The sequence below is a fragment of the Paenibacillus sp. R-74696 genome (assembly GCF_055814915.1).
Window position 1 is genome coordinate 362,969 of record NZ_JBPULM010000050.1, and the last position, 13,195, is coordinate 376,163.

General features: G+C 50.2%; 13 protein-coding genes. 3 read left to right on the forward strand and 10 right to left on the reverse strand.

What is annotated here, in order from left to right:
• Window positions 1-524 precede the first annotated feature (524 nt).
• From dnaI to ACSR9A_RS30105, 3 genes are all read right to left on the reverse strand, one after another.
• Window positions 525-1,481: a primosomal protein DnaI gene (gene dnaI, locus ACSR9A_RS30095; RefSeq protein ID WP_046228632.1), complete on the reverse strand. Its 957-nt coding sequence runs from the start codon at window positions 1,479-1,481 to the stop codon at window positions 525-527.
• Window positions 1,482-1,500: 19 nt separating this feature from the next.
• A complete protein-coding gene (locus ACSR9A_RS30100) occupies window positions 1,501-3,009 on the reverse strand; it encodes a replication initiation and membrane attachment family protein (protein ID WP_473762168.1) in 1,509 nt (502 codons plus the stop codon).
• Window positions 3,010-3,119: 110 nt separating this feature from the next.
• The gene (locus ACSR9A_RS30105; RefSeq protein WP_338555048.1) at window positions 3,120-3,407 is read right to left on the reverse strand and encodes a YuiB family protein; all 288 of its coding nucleotides are present in this window, start codon (window positions 3,405-3,407) and stop codon (window positions 3,120-3,122) included.
• A gap of 162 nt (window positions 3,408-3,569) precedes the next feature.
• On the opposite strand from ACSR9A_RS30105, the gene hemQ reads away from it, so the two are divergent.
• Window positions 3,570-4,316 carry a hydrogen peroxide-dependent heme synthase gene (gene hemQ / locus ACSR9A_RS30110; protein ID WP_473762170.1) on the forward strand — a complete coding sequence of 249 codons (747 nt, stop codon included), beginning with the start codon at window positions 3,570-3,572 and terminating at the stop codon, window positions 4,314-4,316.
• A 98-nt stretch (window positions 4,317-4,414) separates the two neighbouring features.
• Here the strand turns inward: hemQ and ACSR9A_RS30115 are convergent, their stop codons facing one another.
• Window positions 4,415-4,681 (reverse strand): hypothetical protein, encoded by a 267-nt coding sequence (locus ACSR9A_RS30115; RefSeq protein ID WP_341281557.1) that lies wholly within the window; start codon window positions 4,679-4,681, stop codon window positions 4,415-4,417.
• The gene (locus ACSR9A_RS30120) at window positions 4,681-5,874 is read right to left on the reverse strand and encodes an NAD(P)/FAD-dependent oxidoreductase (protein ID WP_338555045.1); all 1,194 of its coding nucleotides are present in this window, start codon (window positions 5,872-5,874) and stop codon (window positions 4,681-4,683) included. The genes ACSR9A_RS30115 and ACSR9A_RS30120 overlap by 1 nt, the downstream gene beginning before the upstream one ends.
• A gap of 294 nt (window positions 5,875-6,168) precedes the next feature.
• Between ACSR9A_RS30120 and ACSR9A_RS30125 the strand changes: the two genes are divergently transcribed.
• A complete protein-coding gene (locus tag ACSR9A_RS30125; protein WP_473762172.1) occupies window positions 6,169-7,170 on the forward strand; it encodes an NAD(P)/FAD-dependent oxidoreductase in 1,002 nt (333 codons plus the stop codon).
• A 116-nt stretch (window positions 7,171-7,286) separates the two neighbouring features.
• Window positions 7,287-7,526: a hypothetical protein gene (locus tag ACSR9A_RS30130; protein WP_473762174.1), complete on the forward strand. Its 240-nt coding sequence runs from the start codon at window positions 7,287-7,289 to the stop codon at window positions 7,524-7,526.
• 4 nt (window positions 7,527-7,530) lie between these two features.
• Here the strand turns inward: ACSR9A_RS30130 and sda are convergent, their stop codons facing one another.
• The 5 genes from sda to ACSR9A_RS30155 all read right to left on the reverse strand — a co-directional run bounded on the left by sda (window position 7,531) and on the right by ACSR9A_RS30155 (window position 13,178).
• Complete coding sequence (sda, locus tag ACSR9A_RS30135; protein WP_341281554.1) at window positions 7,531-7,674, reverse strand: sporulation histidine kinase inhibitor Sda; 144 nt, start codon at window positions 7,672-7,674, stop codon at window positions 7,531-7,533.
• Window positions 7,675-7,989: 315 nt separating this feature from the next.
• Complete coding sequence (locus tag ACSR9A_RS30140; RefSeq protein WP_473762177.1) at window positions 7,990-8,664, reverse strand: YheC/YheD family protein; 675 nt, start codon at window positions 8,662-8,664, stop codon at window positions 7,990-7,992.
• A gap of 635 nt (window positions 8,665-9,299) precedes the next feature.
• Window positions 9,300-10,328, reverse strand: a complete 1,029-nt coding sequence (locus tag ACSR9A_RS30145; RefSeq protein WP_473762179.1) for a dienelactone hydrolase family protein — start codon at window positions 10,326-10,328, stop codon at window positions 9,300-9,302.
• Window positions 10,329-10,594: 266 nt separating this feature from the next.
• Window positions 10,595-12,760, reverse strand: a complete 2,166-nt coding sequence (locus tag ACSR9A_RS30150) for a DNA topoisomerase III (RefSeq protein WP_473762181.1) — start codon at window positions 12,758-12,760, stop codon at window positions 10,595-10,597.
• A 97-nt stretch (window positions 12,761-12,857) separates the two neighbouring features.
• On the reverse strand, window positions 12,858-13,178 hold the full coding sequence (locus ACSR9A_RS30155) for a YnfA family protein (protein ID WP_473762381.1): 321 nt from the start codon (window positions 13,176-13,178) through the stop codon (window positions 12,858-12,860).
• Window positions 13,179-13,195 lie beyond the last annotated feature (17 nt).

The window sequence follows — 13,195 nt, forward strand, 5'->3', positions numbered from 1 at the left end:
AAAATATTATCCACTGAATGTAAGGATGAATATATATTTGGCATAAGGAATAATTATGAATAGTTCGAGATTCTCTATTTGATGCTAGAGATTATAGCATAAAATCAGACTTAATCAACTACCCATTTCGACAAAACTGAGCAATATCACATACTACGGCTGTTTTGCGTAAGGTATTATGTCCGAAAATACGGCGTTTGATTAAATTCAACACAAAAAATTAATTTAAAATTTTTTTAATGAAAACGCAAACATTTTTAATTTAAGTTACGTATAAATTAACATTTACTACCAATAATGCGTTTACATATTTAGTCCGAAAAATCGCTTCATACACTTTTATTCATTTGTCATGAACCGTTGTGTCCCAGAATTTTGGGTATAGACCCACCATTGCACCATCATTGATTATTCATTACAAAAGTAAAACATTTATAAATGTTTACAGATGCAAAAAAACCTGTCGAAACGTTCTCGACAGGTTTAATAGAATATCCTATAGGCTAAAACTTTAAACAAATTTTTTATTTTAATCCTCGCTTATTGTCGCCTGTGACCATAATCACATCGACATAGGGCCGAATACGATCCATTAATCGCTGCCCTTTATACACTTCATCGCCATCTTTGCTTGTGAAGCTGAAATGGCGCTCCAGCCCATCAAGCTCATAATTGGACGTATACAGCGTCGGCTTCCGGTTCATTCGGTAATTCAATATGGAGCCAAGCACATGATCCCTCGCCCAAGGATTCAAGTTCTCAGCACCAATATCGTCGAAGATGAGCAGATCCGTTTCCTTCATCATCTCCACCGTTTCCCGCAGCTTCGCCGGCTCATGCATCATCGACTTCAAATCCTCGACAAAATCAGGCATATAGACGATGACGCCGGAATAATCGGCTTTCGCCAGCTCATGCAGCAGGTAGCACATGAGAAAGGTTTTCCCTGTGCCAAATTTTCCCGCTAAATATAGGCCGTTGGGCTGAAGGCCCTGCTCCTTCGTCCGGTCAATGTATTCAATGACACGGTAAGCCGCTTCGGCACGGGTAGGATCCTTGTCTAAAATTTCGAGCGCCGAATAGCCGCTCTTGAGCGCCCGGTCATCCACATAGAAGCTACGAATCCGTTTCTTGATCCGCTCCTCATTGCGGCGAGCGATCATTTTCTTGCATGCAACCTTGCGGTCATGCAGCTGTACGCGCTCCTGCACCGTATCGCATGAAAGCAGTGTATAATGACCCTCAAAGTCATTCGGACATTGATCAAGCCCCGGGCAGTTCGTACAGTTCCGATATTCGGTTACATATTGATAGACCCGGTTCAAATTAAGACGAACCGCCTGCTCATCCAGCTCGGGATGCTTCTCCCGCAGCCGATGCACAAGCGGATCAGCAAGCAGCTCTTCCAGCTTGCGGTCCGCCTGATCCGTTAATGACTTGCCCGCAGGCCATGCTTTCAGAAGCTCACCCAGCGATTCCATTCTTAATCACCCCGCGATCTTATTTTCCATCCAGCTTCCTTGCCAGCTGGCGCATTTCTTCAAGCTTCTCCGGCGATACCTGGCTTGAAGCTTCCGTATCCTGCACAATCGGGATGCTTGGCTTGCGGGAAGCACCGCCTCTGGCTCCAGGCCGTGAGCCCCCGCGGCCCGCTGCGCCCACAGAACGCGCATTTTCTTGCCGCTGTTCCTTGTCCTCTTCAACCTTCCCTTGCTCGCGCACGTAGCCAACAGCCTTCTCAAACGTATCTATCTGCTTGACGAGCATATTGGATACGACCGCTTCAACGAATGTTTTCGTCATCCGATGGGCGTCGTTCATGCCTATAACATAATGAATGAGTACATTAATAACAGGTGCAGGCAGCCGGTAATTGAGATCGATGCGCTCGAAGGAGCGTTCTATCCAATCTGGTACAGCCCCCGGGAAAAAGCGCTGCATAAAGCGGGTATGCGGCTCATTTCGCATGAGCATATTGTACTGATGAATATCGCATCTGCCATCGAGCAAGCTGGGCACGCTCAAATAATATTCTTCCTGGACGCCAAACTCTTCTATATTGTCATCGGCTGCTTCCGCCTGTGACTGCTGCACGCGGGCAATCGTACGCTGGCGATCCCCTTCGCGCTTCTTATCCTGGCGATACATCTGATTGGCCCGCATCTGCAGCTCGTCAATGAGCAGCAGCCCGTCTGGCGCAAAAACGCCATCCTCATCCAGCAGACGGCAAAGATCGCTCGCATTCAAGCTGTATTTATAAGCGACATAATTCAGCTGCCCAAGCTGCTCGCCATCGCCGCGCAGCCGCTCTACATAGCTGCGGTTGGCGGAATTGCGCGGAAAACGCAAAATAATTTCCCCATAAGGAATGCCCGCCGTCTCCTGTTTAAGTCTAGGAGCTGCTTGCCGAGATGGCGCCACCTCGCTTAGTGCCTGCTCCAGCTCCGGGTCTACAGATTGCGGATTGAGCTGAAACAGCTCATAAAACGGTACGGAAATGTTCTCCTTGCTCAGCTGTACGCTAGCCAGCTCGTCAGGCTCCTGCGCTCCAAATGATTCCCTTAACGCAATCAGAGCGTATTTGCCAACCTTGTCACGAAGCAGCATGACCAAATGCTGGGTTTGAAAAAACTCGCCCGGCGTGAGCGGCTTAGCCAGCTCATATTCATAAATCAGATCACTTTGCTCCGGCAGTGCCAGCCGCGACGTTTGAAGCAGTCCCACCGCCTCCAGGCGCGACGCCTGCTCGACAAGATGCTTGCGTCCCCGCTCATTCATCTCAAGGCCAAGGCCTAGAAACAGCTTGCGCTGCGGCTCCAGCGAGGAATAGCCAGAAGCACCATCCGAGATGCCGTGGTACAGCTGCTGGTACAAAGCAACCGCGAAGGCACCAATCATCGGCTGATAGATGAGCGATAATATTTTATAATCCAAACTGCTTAATGAAAAATCACGAAAGATATAATAGCGGTGATGCTCCGTAAACTGCAATAAGTTACCGATGCGCATGGCATCTACTCCATCCTGTCCATACTTTCTATCAGTTTAACATAAAAAAGACCGCAAAGCGGCTTTCTAAAATAGAAAAAATCCCCCAAGTGAGGGATTTGCTTATACGCTTAAAACATCTTATAGCCGCCTTTGCGCAGCATCTGAATCGTCCAGCCGCTTAAATAAGCGCCGATTAATGCGCCAAATACAGGCACTAAATCAATGAAGGTAAAGCTCGTAAAGTTCTCGGAAGTGGAGATTGTCTTATCCCATGTACTCCACACATAGAAGGGCACCAGAACAATAATAAACATATAAATGGGAAACCATGTTGTTTTCAATAGCATATTCAGAATAAATCCGATGCCGAACATCATGACCAAAAACAACACCGTCGCAATAATCAGTTGAAGCATGTACGATTCCCCTCTCAGACTCTCGATAACATTTTAATGAAACCGCTTAAGGAAGTCAATTCCGATTTGCCAATTGTCACAAGTCCGACATTTGCCCTTCCGCCCTAAACTACGTTACAATGTTCACAGCAAAATATGCCAAAGATAGGGGTTATCGCTGATATGAGTGAAGTAGCTATTACACTAGAGGGCTGGTACTGCCTTCATGATTTCCGCAGCGTCAATTGGGCTGCATGGAGACTGAGCACCGCCGAAGAGCAAAACCGCATGCTGGACGAGCTAAATACGTTTCTGAAGCAATGGTCCGATGTAGAGGAAAGCAAGCAAGGCAGCACAGCTGTCTACTCCATCGTTGGACAGAAGGCTGACTTTGTATTCATGCACCTGCGCGAAACGCTGGAGGAGCTGAATGAAATCGAAACAGCTTTCAATAAAACAGCGTTCGCTTCCTTTACAACGCCTACCTATTCCTATGTGAGCGTTGTGGAGCTGAGCAATTATGTGAACCAGCCGGGCCTCGATCCGATGGAAAATCCGGAAATTCTCGCCCGCCTCAAGCCGATATTGCCTAAAGCGCGCCACATCTGCTTCTATCCGATGAATAAGCGCCGCGACGGCAACGACAACTGGTACATGCTCGGCATGGACGAGCGCCGCACGATGATGCGCAGCCATGGCATGATTGGTCGCAAATATGCGGGCAAAGTGAAGCAAATTATTAGCGGCTCCGTCGGCTTTGATAATTGGGAGTGGGGCGTAACGCTGTTCGCAGAGGACGCACTGCAATTTAAGAAGCTGATCTACGAAATGCGCTTTGATGAAGTTAGCGCGCGTTACGGTGACTTTGGCGACTTCTACGTCGGCAATTTGCTTGATGCAGCGAAATTTACCGCTCTGCTGAAAGTGTAGACCTTTTTTCTTTCTTCTGAAAATAACGCACAACCGCCCCGACACGCTGACGAATGTTCGTCACTGTGCCGGGGCGGTTCTTTGTTTAACAGCTTCGCCTAATCTTCTTCCTCGTCATCCTCTTCATCTGGGCCAAGGCGCTTCGCTTCCAAATACTCCTGCGTCGCGCGGTCGCGCTCGCGCCCCTTTTCCTTCAACCGTTCAATCGCCGGCTGAATGAGCAGGTCCACTTCCTTTTGAACCGGATAGGCCAGATCATAGCGGTTTTGCGACTCCAGAAACGAGCCAACTTCCATTAGAGCGTTATAGCGATCCAATTCATCCCGCGTCAGCAACCCCCGAACCTGCACGCTGCAATGACGCATTAGAAAAATTTCCCTTTGCGCAGGACGAGCGGAATGCCGCCGATAATGAACAGATAGCGTAGGTCGATCATTTTCTTCAGCCATGCCGCTACACGGCCTTTATATTTTTTGCCAAATGCAAGGCCAATCGCTTCGCCTTTGCCAAGGGACGCTACCGTTCCTTTATTGCTGAACGCGAACGCTTTAAGCGGCTGGTTGCGTATCGATGCAACCAGATTATGGGCGCACACGACACCTTGCTGCATAGCAATTTGCGCGGTTGGCGGGTATGGACGGCCTTCCGGATTAAACATGAGCGAGTTGTCGCCCAAAATGTATATGTTCTCATGGCCTGGCGCACGCAGCTGGTCGTCGATTTTCACGCGTCCGCGCATCGTTTCAAAGCCCGCATCCTCAATCAAGCGATTGCCGCGGATGCCGCCCGTCCAGATGACCGTTGCCGACTTGATCTCTTCGCCTTCGCCAACAACGACGCCTTCTGCTGTGCACTCTTTAATCGCTGTGCCAATGCGGAACGTGACGTTCTTCTTCGTCAGCACATCCATCGCATATTCCACAAGCTCAGGATCAAAGCCTGGCAGCGCCGTCGGAGCTGCCTCAATATTGTAGATTTTCACAAGCGCCGGGTCCACATCGAACTGCTTGCACAGCTCAGGAATGCGGTCGGACAGCTCGCCGACGAACTCAATGCCGGTAAAGCCTGCTCCGCCTACAATAAACGTTAAATAATCAGTGCGGTGCGGCTCGCGCTTAAAGCGGGCAAATTGATACTCAATATGCTCGCGGATAAGGCGGACCGAGTTAATGCTGCGGATGTTCATGGCATGCTCGCCAAGACCGGGAATGCCGAATGTTTCCGGCTCGCCGCCAAGTCCCACAACCAAATAATCGTAAGACAACGTGCCGTCTTCCAAAATAACCTTTTTGTCCTGTGGGCGGATTTGTACAACGGTTGATTTTACAAAATCAATTTTAAACTCATCAATCAGCTTCGAGATGCTGACACGGGCATTTTCAGGATTATCGGTTCCTGCTGCCGGCATATGCAAATGTGTGGTGATGTAATGATAGTCATGCTTGTTTACCAAGGTAACATCTGCTTCGTTGTAGTTAAGCTCCTTCTGCAAACGCAACGCCGTCAGCACTCCGCCGTATCCCGCACCCAGAATAACAATCTTAGGTATGTTGCTCATCGTATGATCCCTTCCATTCCTATGCGTTTAATTATATTGTGAAAAATTACACAAACCTCTTTCTACATTTATGATCTACGAGGATTAAATGTGCAACTTAGTCTCCCTATATTTGGCCAATTTCCAATTGTATCAACCTTAACATACAACAGACATACTACAGAGTTTTAAACAAAAGTTCAATGGCATTTTATACGAAAAAGTTTAGAAGGGCATACAAATTAGTTATTTCCTTCTTTGTGCCCGTATGTTTATAATAATAAGGATAGATACAAATATGTGGAGGTGCCTACGTTGTCTCAAACTGAACTACCTGAAAACATTGTCGATATCGCAATTATTGGCGGCGGTCCTGCTGGCCTGTTCGCTGCTTTTTACGGCGGCATGCGCCAAGCATCCGTTAAGCTTATTGAAAGCATGCCCCAACTTGGTGGACAACTGGCTGCTCTTTATCCAGAGAAATATATTTATGACGTTGCAGGCTTCCCGAAAGTAACGGCTCAAGAGCTTGTTGACCGTCTTGTCGAGCAGCTTAACCACTTCAAGCCTGAAATTTGCCTGGAGCAAAAGGTTAAGCAGGTTGTTAAAAAGGATGAGCGCCTGTTTGAAATTACGACTGATACAGAAACCCACTACGCGAAGGCCGTTATTATTACAGCTGGCGTAGGCGCGTTTGAGCCGCGTCGTCTGGAGCTTCCGGAAGCTGCCGCTTACGAGAAGAAAAATCTGCATTATTTTGTCGGCGACCTGCAGCGCTTCAAGGACCAGAACGTTCTGATCAGCGGCGGCGGCGACTCCGCGGTTGACTGGTCGCTTATGCTTGAGCCGATTGCGAAGAGCGTAACGCTCATTCACCGCAGAGACAAGTTCCGTGCGCATGAGCACAGTGTAGAGAACCTGATGAATTCCAAGGTCAATGTGCTGACTCCGATGGAAATTACCGCGCTGCATGGCGAGGACCAAATCGAGAAAGTAACGCTTGCCCATGTGAAAACGAAAGAAACGACCGAGCTTGATGTCGATGCCGTTATTGTCAACTTCGGCTTCGTATCCTCCCTCGGCCCAATTGCCGAATGGGGCATTGAAATTCAGGGCGGCTCCATCGTCGTGGATACACGCATGGAAACGAATATTCCTGGACTGTTCGCAGCCGGCGATATTACGACCTACCCAGGCAAGCTCAAGCTGATTGCTGTTGGGTTTGGCGAAGCGCCAACCGCGATTAACAATGCTAAAGTTTATGTAGATCCGGAAGCGAAGCTGTCCCCTGGCCACAGCAGCAATATGAAGCTGTAAGCTGGTAGCGCGCGCAGCCTTTCATACAAGCAATGAAGTAAATACACACAAATAAGGGTATTCTACCTTGGAGCAATGCATGGCGTTAAGCGGTGCAAGCCAAGGAGGATACCCTTATGTTTTGTCCAGTCTGCAATGGCATCAAGAGAGTGGAAGTAAGTTGTGGCAAGTGCAATGAAGCGATGAACGATTGCGGGCGTACGCTGGAATGGAGTGATCCTTATGCTCCATACGAGCCTGTATCCATCTCCGGTTCCACCCGCAATCAGGTAGGCGATGCAATTTGTTTACATACGGCACTGTGCCCAAGCTGCGCGCATACGATAGAAGTGTGCATAAGTGAATGGCAGGAATAACGTCTCAGGCTGTAATGCGCACATCCTCGTCTGTCAATTGCCTTCGCTTCATTTCAAACAGCAGCATTTGGATAAATTCCTGATCTAGCTTAGACTGGACCGCCGCATAGTAGGTGTCCTTAAGAAAATCGTCGGACATAAGCTCCATAATCGGCACTTCCTTTCATGGCTTTTGCTAATGCTTCACCATATTATCACGGGGATAAACGATAGAACAACCGTTCTGGTTATACACAGTTGCTTGTGGACAGGGTGTGCATGGTGTGTGAATAAACGTCGAATCTTGAGGATTCACGCTGTGTACATTGTGGATACGGTTATACACAGTCTCAATTTTTACCAATTCTATAAAAAACTTTAATTACAATCTCTTAATCTATCAATCTTATCGTTTAATGCCATTAGTTATTTTTTCCTCTTATGGAAATGAAGTGGAAGGTCAAAAAAATAAACCCTTTCGGGTTTATTGCGGCCTTGTATTCACCTCGAAAATCCATATCTTCCCGCTCTTGTCGATGCCATAATCGAAGCCCAGCTGCCCAATGCCTGGAAACCGGCTTTCCAGCAGCTGCGTCGCCTGTACCGTCAATTCTCTCATCTTCGATTTTTTCGCCCGAACGGCTGCACCGGAAATGGAGCGCCTGATGCCTTCCGCTGCGCTAACCATCGTTCCGCCTCGACAGAGGTTCGTTACGAATAATCCCTCTCTAGCAATTCTTCCTACCATGGAGCGATAAACCCAGCCCGAAGCGGTCTTTACATATTTCACGCGGTAATCGATCGGCCTGCTGCCGACGGATGCCAGACGGATGCCTTTTTGTATAATATAAGGCCGTCCCTTACGTTGCTTATCAAGCGCGCTCTTCAGTGCGTTAAAGCTGCTGAATTGCTTTTTCTTTGCATAATAAGTGTAGGAATAGCTCGCGCTTCCATCCTGCGTCACCTTAATAACCCCGTGCCCGCCTGCTCCGCGAACAGGCTTGATTACAACCATTTGATGCGTTTGCAGCATGCTCCTCAAGTTTTCCCCAGTATACCGTCTGGTAGGGGGAATGTGCGGGGCAATACCCGTGTGGGACAATAATACGGCCGTCTTTGCCCACTTGCTCGCCAACTGCCTGCCCTGATGCTCGCTCAAAAGCTACCAGCTCCTTTCCTGCTTCCTCCTCCATAGCATATGTCGGCAAGACGTCTGTCTCTTGGATGATTGACGCAGGTAAGACGCCCCTCTTATGAGGGCCGCCAGCGCCACCAGGGCATTCATTTAGTTCGGCTGTGCATGCATACGGGAGCCCTTCTGCTGCTCCTTGCTTAATGCGAATTCGAGGCTAATCTTCTCTGACCCTTCAAGGTTTAAGGAACCACAGCATGCAATTGTTGCTGAGAGCACAGTTGTAGTGAGTACAGTTGCTGAGATCTCGCGGGCTTGAAGGCTCATTCCTTTTTTGGCGGACTGAGCTTCCGCTATTCTGGATTTTTATCCCCTTTTTGGACTTACGCGGACAGGAGATTCGCTATTGCCTTCATAATCCTCTGAAAATGACGATGGGTAACGCATTAGCGGCTCCTGAGTCCGCAGACTGTGTCTTAACCCGTGATTTGTTGAAATAGCGTCTGCTGTGTCCAACAAGTTTATCCTTGTGTTTTATGCTCAGAGCAAACCCCAGAAACGAAGCGCATGAAGCAGACTTTCGGTACGTAAGTTCACATTGAGGGCAATAGCGGTGGATAGAACAAAGAGGCTGCCCAGCGGCATCCTCTTTGTTTAACCCCCTATTTCATTGAAAGCGTTTGGTGCAGCCATTGATAAGACACCCGTCCGCTGATTTCATGGACACCAGGGAAAATATCGTATTGCAGCTGCCCCGGCACGCCTTCGCGTTCATAGATCGCTTGCAGCTCTGCTGCTGCTTTTTTAAAGCCCCGGGCCGGGAAAATCGGGTCATTTTGCCCGGCTTCCAGAAACAGCGGGCGCGGCGCAATTAGCCCAATCAGCTCGGGCAGCTCGGCTTGGGCCAGCAGGCCCGGCGTATAATTGTCGATGCAGTGATGAACGGCAAATATGCTGTCCTTAAACGTATTTGTAAAGCCAGTCAGGACGACGGCCTTTATCCGATCATCCAATGCAGCGGCTACATACGAGATAAGCGCTCCGCCGGAAAAGCCCATAGCCCCTATGCGGGCTGCATCCACCTCCGGCCTGCCTGCCAAATAATTAAGCGCTTCCAACACTTCGGCCGTTCGCAGGCCCGTCAGCGTTTTGCCCAGCATCATGAGCTGTGTGGACAATCTATAGCAGGAGCTTGGAGCATCGGGATTTTCCTGCAAATCCGCATCCAGCTTCCGCTCACCGAAGCCGACAACATCAGGCGCAATGACAACCATGCCGCGCTTCACCAGCTGAACGGCAAAATGCTGATGAATGTTAGGCTTCCCAAAGTCTTCTGTGCCGTCCGGGAGCAGCCCGACGATCTCCCTGCTGCCATAGCCATGTCCATGCACCGCGAGTACACCGGGGAGCTGCTGGCTCTCAGAGCCGTCTGGAATAAGCACATACGCTGCGAATGACAGCCCCGGCGTAGCGGACAGCTCAACCCGTTCCCTCGTATATCCATCGCATTGGACCCGTTCAAGCACGACGGGCTCATGCCCAAGATTTGATTCAAAAGAACCCACCGCTGATGCAAGCGCACTCTTTAATCGCAGCCTTCTGCCTTCCCTGCTTTCTGCTTCCGCCGCCGCACGATGCGCCTCAACCGCTTCCTCATAAAGCCGATTTAATAGCTGATCTGCTTTCCACATGAACGTTCCTCCTGCCATTGCCAAAATAGTTAAGCTCATCATCGTTGGTTACCACAGTAAACGCTTACTAAATCAATTGTTTTCTCTATGCCACTATAACGCTAAAGCCAATGGAAACACTAGTCAAGCGTAATTATAAGAAAAAGCTTCAGGCCTGCTTTCAGGGGCGCAGGCCGAAGCTTTCAGGGGCGTTCACTTGCTTATTTGCTTACGATCTTGCCGACTAGCTTTTTAACTGACTAACTTGATGAACTTACATGAAGAACTTACTTGTCGTCCTCCTGCTTGCCCATAGCTGCCTTAAGGGCATCCGCCAAGCTGCTTGACAGCGACACATTATCACTGAATTGATTGATCAGTTTTTTCTCCTGATGCTTATTGATTCGGCCGCCCTGCTTATCGCCCAGCATTTCAATGACGTTGCATGGACGGCACTGCGCGTATTTCCCCGCTTTGCCGTCATGAATTTCCATCTTCTTGCGGCATTGCGGGCAGCGCTTGTTGGACAGCGCCGGCTCAGCCGAGCGGCGATAACCGCATTCCCGGTCCGGACACACGAGCGACTTGCCCCGCTTGCCCTTCACTTCCATCAAATGCTTGCTGCATTCCGGGCAGCGCGAATGCGTCAGATTATGAGGCTTGTATTCCTTTGTCTCATTTTTCACCTCTGCTACCCATTTGCTCGCCTGCTCGCGAATGCCCGCCATAAACTTCGCTGGATTGCCCTTGCCGAGCGCAATACGCTCAAGCTCCCGCTCCCACTCAGCGGTCAGCTCCGGTCGGCGCAGCTCCTCAACGACAATTTCGATCAGCTGTCGCCCTTTCCCTGTAGGCGACAGCTGGTTGCCCCGGCGCTCAATCGTGTCGGTTCCGAGCAGCTTCTCAATAATATCCGCACGCGTTGCTGGCGTACCCAAGCCATGCTTCTCCATTCGGCCCAGCAGCGATGCTTCCGTGTATCTTGCGGGCGGCAGCGTACGCAACTCCTTGAAGCGAGCTTGCTTAATCGGCAGCGTCTGCCCCATGCTCATGGCGGGCAGCAGCTGCTCCGGCTGGCGATCTGCCTCGCTGCGGGCTTTATCATCATCTTCATCGTCATCATCACTGAAGCTGCCGATTCCGCCCCCGCTGTAAAGCTCCTTCCAGCCGCTTTCCTTCTGCACCCGGCCTTTGGCATACAGCTTGTCGCTGCCAACCGCCAGCGTTACGCTCGTCTCATCATAGCGGTATGCTGGAGAGAATAGGGCTAGAAAACGGCGAACGATCAAGTCATACAGCTTGCGCTCCTCCGCGCTTAGCGCAGACAAGTTGACGTATTGCTCTGTTGGAATAATTGCATGGTGATCGCTGACCTTGCTGTCATCAACGAATCGCTTCGTCACGGTTAGCGGGCCGCGCAGCAGCTTGCGGGCAAAAGGCGCATAGGGCCCGACAGCCACGCTTTCCAGACGGCTTTTGAACGTCGGCACGATATCGCTCGATAGATAGCGCGAGTCGGTACGCGGATAAGTGACGATTTTATGCTGCTCATACAGCTTCTGCAGCACATTGGACGTCTGCTTCGCCGAGAAGCCCAACCGCTTGTTCGCGTCGCGCTGAAGCTCCGTCAAATCATAGGCTCCCGGATGCAGCTCCGACTTTTCAACGGTGCGCAGCTTGTCAACCTTCGCTCCTTTTCCCTGCAAGCGGGCGACAACTGCGCCAGCCTCATCCCGGCCCCATACACGACCATCATGGCCATCCTGCTCGCGCCATACCGCCTGAAAAGTGCCCATATCCGCAGAGACCGTCCAAAATGGCTGGGACTGGAACTGCTCAATTTCCTTCTCCCGGTCCATCAGCGCAGCAAGCGTCGGCGTCTGTACCCGGCCAGCCGCCAGCTGTGCATTGTATTTGGTCGTCAAAGCGCGAGTGACATTAAGTCCAATTAGCCAGTCCGCCTCGGCGCGGCACACAGCGGATGCGTACAAATGGTTGTATTCCGCTCCCGGCTTCAGCCTGCTAAAGCCATCCTTGATCGCCTTATCCGTCTGCGACGAAATCCAGAGCCGCTTAAACGGCTTGCGCCAATGCACCAGCTCCATAATCCAGCGGGCAACCAGCTCGCCCTCGCGCCCGGCATCAGTCGCAATGATAAGCTCGCCAATATCGGAACGCTTGCACAGCTGCGCTACCGCCTTGAATTGATGCGACGTTTCCTTCATCACCTTCAAGTTCATTTTAGGAGGCAGCAGCGGCAAATCCTCCAAATTCCAGGTGCGGTATTTCGGATCATATTCCTCCGGCTCGGCGAGAGTGACCAGATGGCCAAGTGCCCAGGTTACCACATATTTAGGACCTTCTATGTAGCTTTTATTTTTGTTCGTACAGCCAAGCACACGGGCAATTTCCTTTGCCACGCTTGGCTTTTCCGCGAGCACTAATGATTTCATCTCTTCCATTCGCTCCATTCGTCCAGCTTGTAAAGCTATATTATCCTTACAAATGCTAATGTTGTCAAAAATAGACCGAGCATGACGCCTAAGCAAGCTATCCTCGCGGCGCCCACAAAATAATCGATACGCCGACCAGACATACGGCGGCGCCAATCCAATCGTAAAGATCGGGCGTTCGCTTGTCTACCAGCCAGCCCCAAAGCACCGCCATCGCGACGAACACGCCGCCATAGGCCGCATACACTCTGCCAAAGGTCGGAAACGATTGCAGCGTTGGCAAAATGCCGTACAGCACCAAGACTCCACTGCCAATTATACCGTACCAATAAGGCTTTCCTTCGCGCAGCCACAGCCACACCAAATAGCCGCCGCCTATTTCTGCAAGCCCGGCAGCAATAAACAGTAAGATTTGCATGATTAAAGGCAACGCTA

What these genes read in the sequence shown, in the direction of transcription:
- ACSR9A_RS30115 (WP_341281557.1), bottom strand. Translation starts at nt 4,681, where the DNA reads ATGCGTCATTGCAGCGTGCAGGTTCGGGGGTTGCTGACGCGGGATGAA.
- ACSR9A_RS30105 (WP_338555048.1), bottom strand. Translation starts at nt 3,407, where the DNA reads ATGCTTCAACTGATTATTGCGACGGTGTTGTTTTTGGTCATGATGTTC.
- ACSR9A_RS30155 (WP_473762381.1), bottom strand. Translation starts at nt 13,178, where the DNA reads ATGCAAATCTTACTGTTTATTGCTGCCGGGCTTGCAGAAATAGGCGGC.
- ACSR9A_RS30150 (WP_473762181.1), bottom strand. Translation starts at nt 12,760, where the DNA reads ATGAAATCATTAGTGCTCGCGGAAAAGCCAAGCGTGGCAAAGGAAATT.
- sda (WP_341281554.1), bottom strand. Translation starts at nt 7,674, where the DNA reads ATGGAGCTTATGTCCGACGATTTTCTTAAGGACACCTACTATGCGGCG.
- hemQ (WP_473762170.1), top strand. Translation starts at nt 3,570, where the DNA reads ATGAGTGAAGTAGCTATTACACTAGAGGGCTGGTACTGCCTTCATGAT.
- dnaI (WP_046228632.1), bottom strand. Translation starts at nt 1,481, where the DNA reads ATGGAATCGCTGGGTGAGCTTCTGAAAGCATGGCCTGCGGGCAAGTCA.
- ACSR9A_RS30130 (WP_473762174.1), top strand. Translation starts at nt 7,287, where the DNA reads ATGTTTTGTCCAGTCTGCAATGGCATCAAGAGAGTGGAAGTAAGTTGT.
- ACSR9A_RS30120 (WP_338555045.1), bottom strand. Translation starts at nt 5,874, where the DNA reads ATGAGCAACATACCTAAGATTGTTATTCTGGGTGCGGGATACGGCGGA.
- ACSR9A_RS30145 (WP_473762179.1), bottom strand. Translation starts at nt 10,328, where the DNA reads ATGTGGAAAGCAGATCAGCTATTAAATCGGCTTTATGAGGAAGCGGTT.
- ACSR9A_RS30100 (WP_473762168.1), bottom strand. Translation starts at nt 3,009, where the DNA reads ATGCGCATCGGTAACTTATTGCAGTTTACGGAGCATCACCGCTATTAT.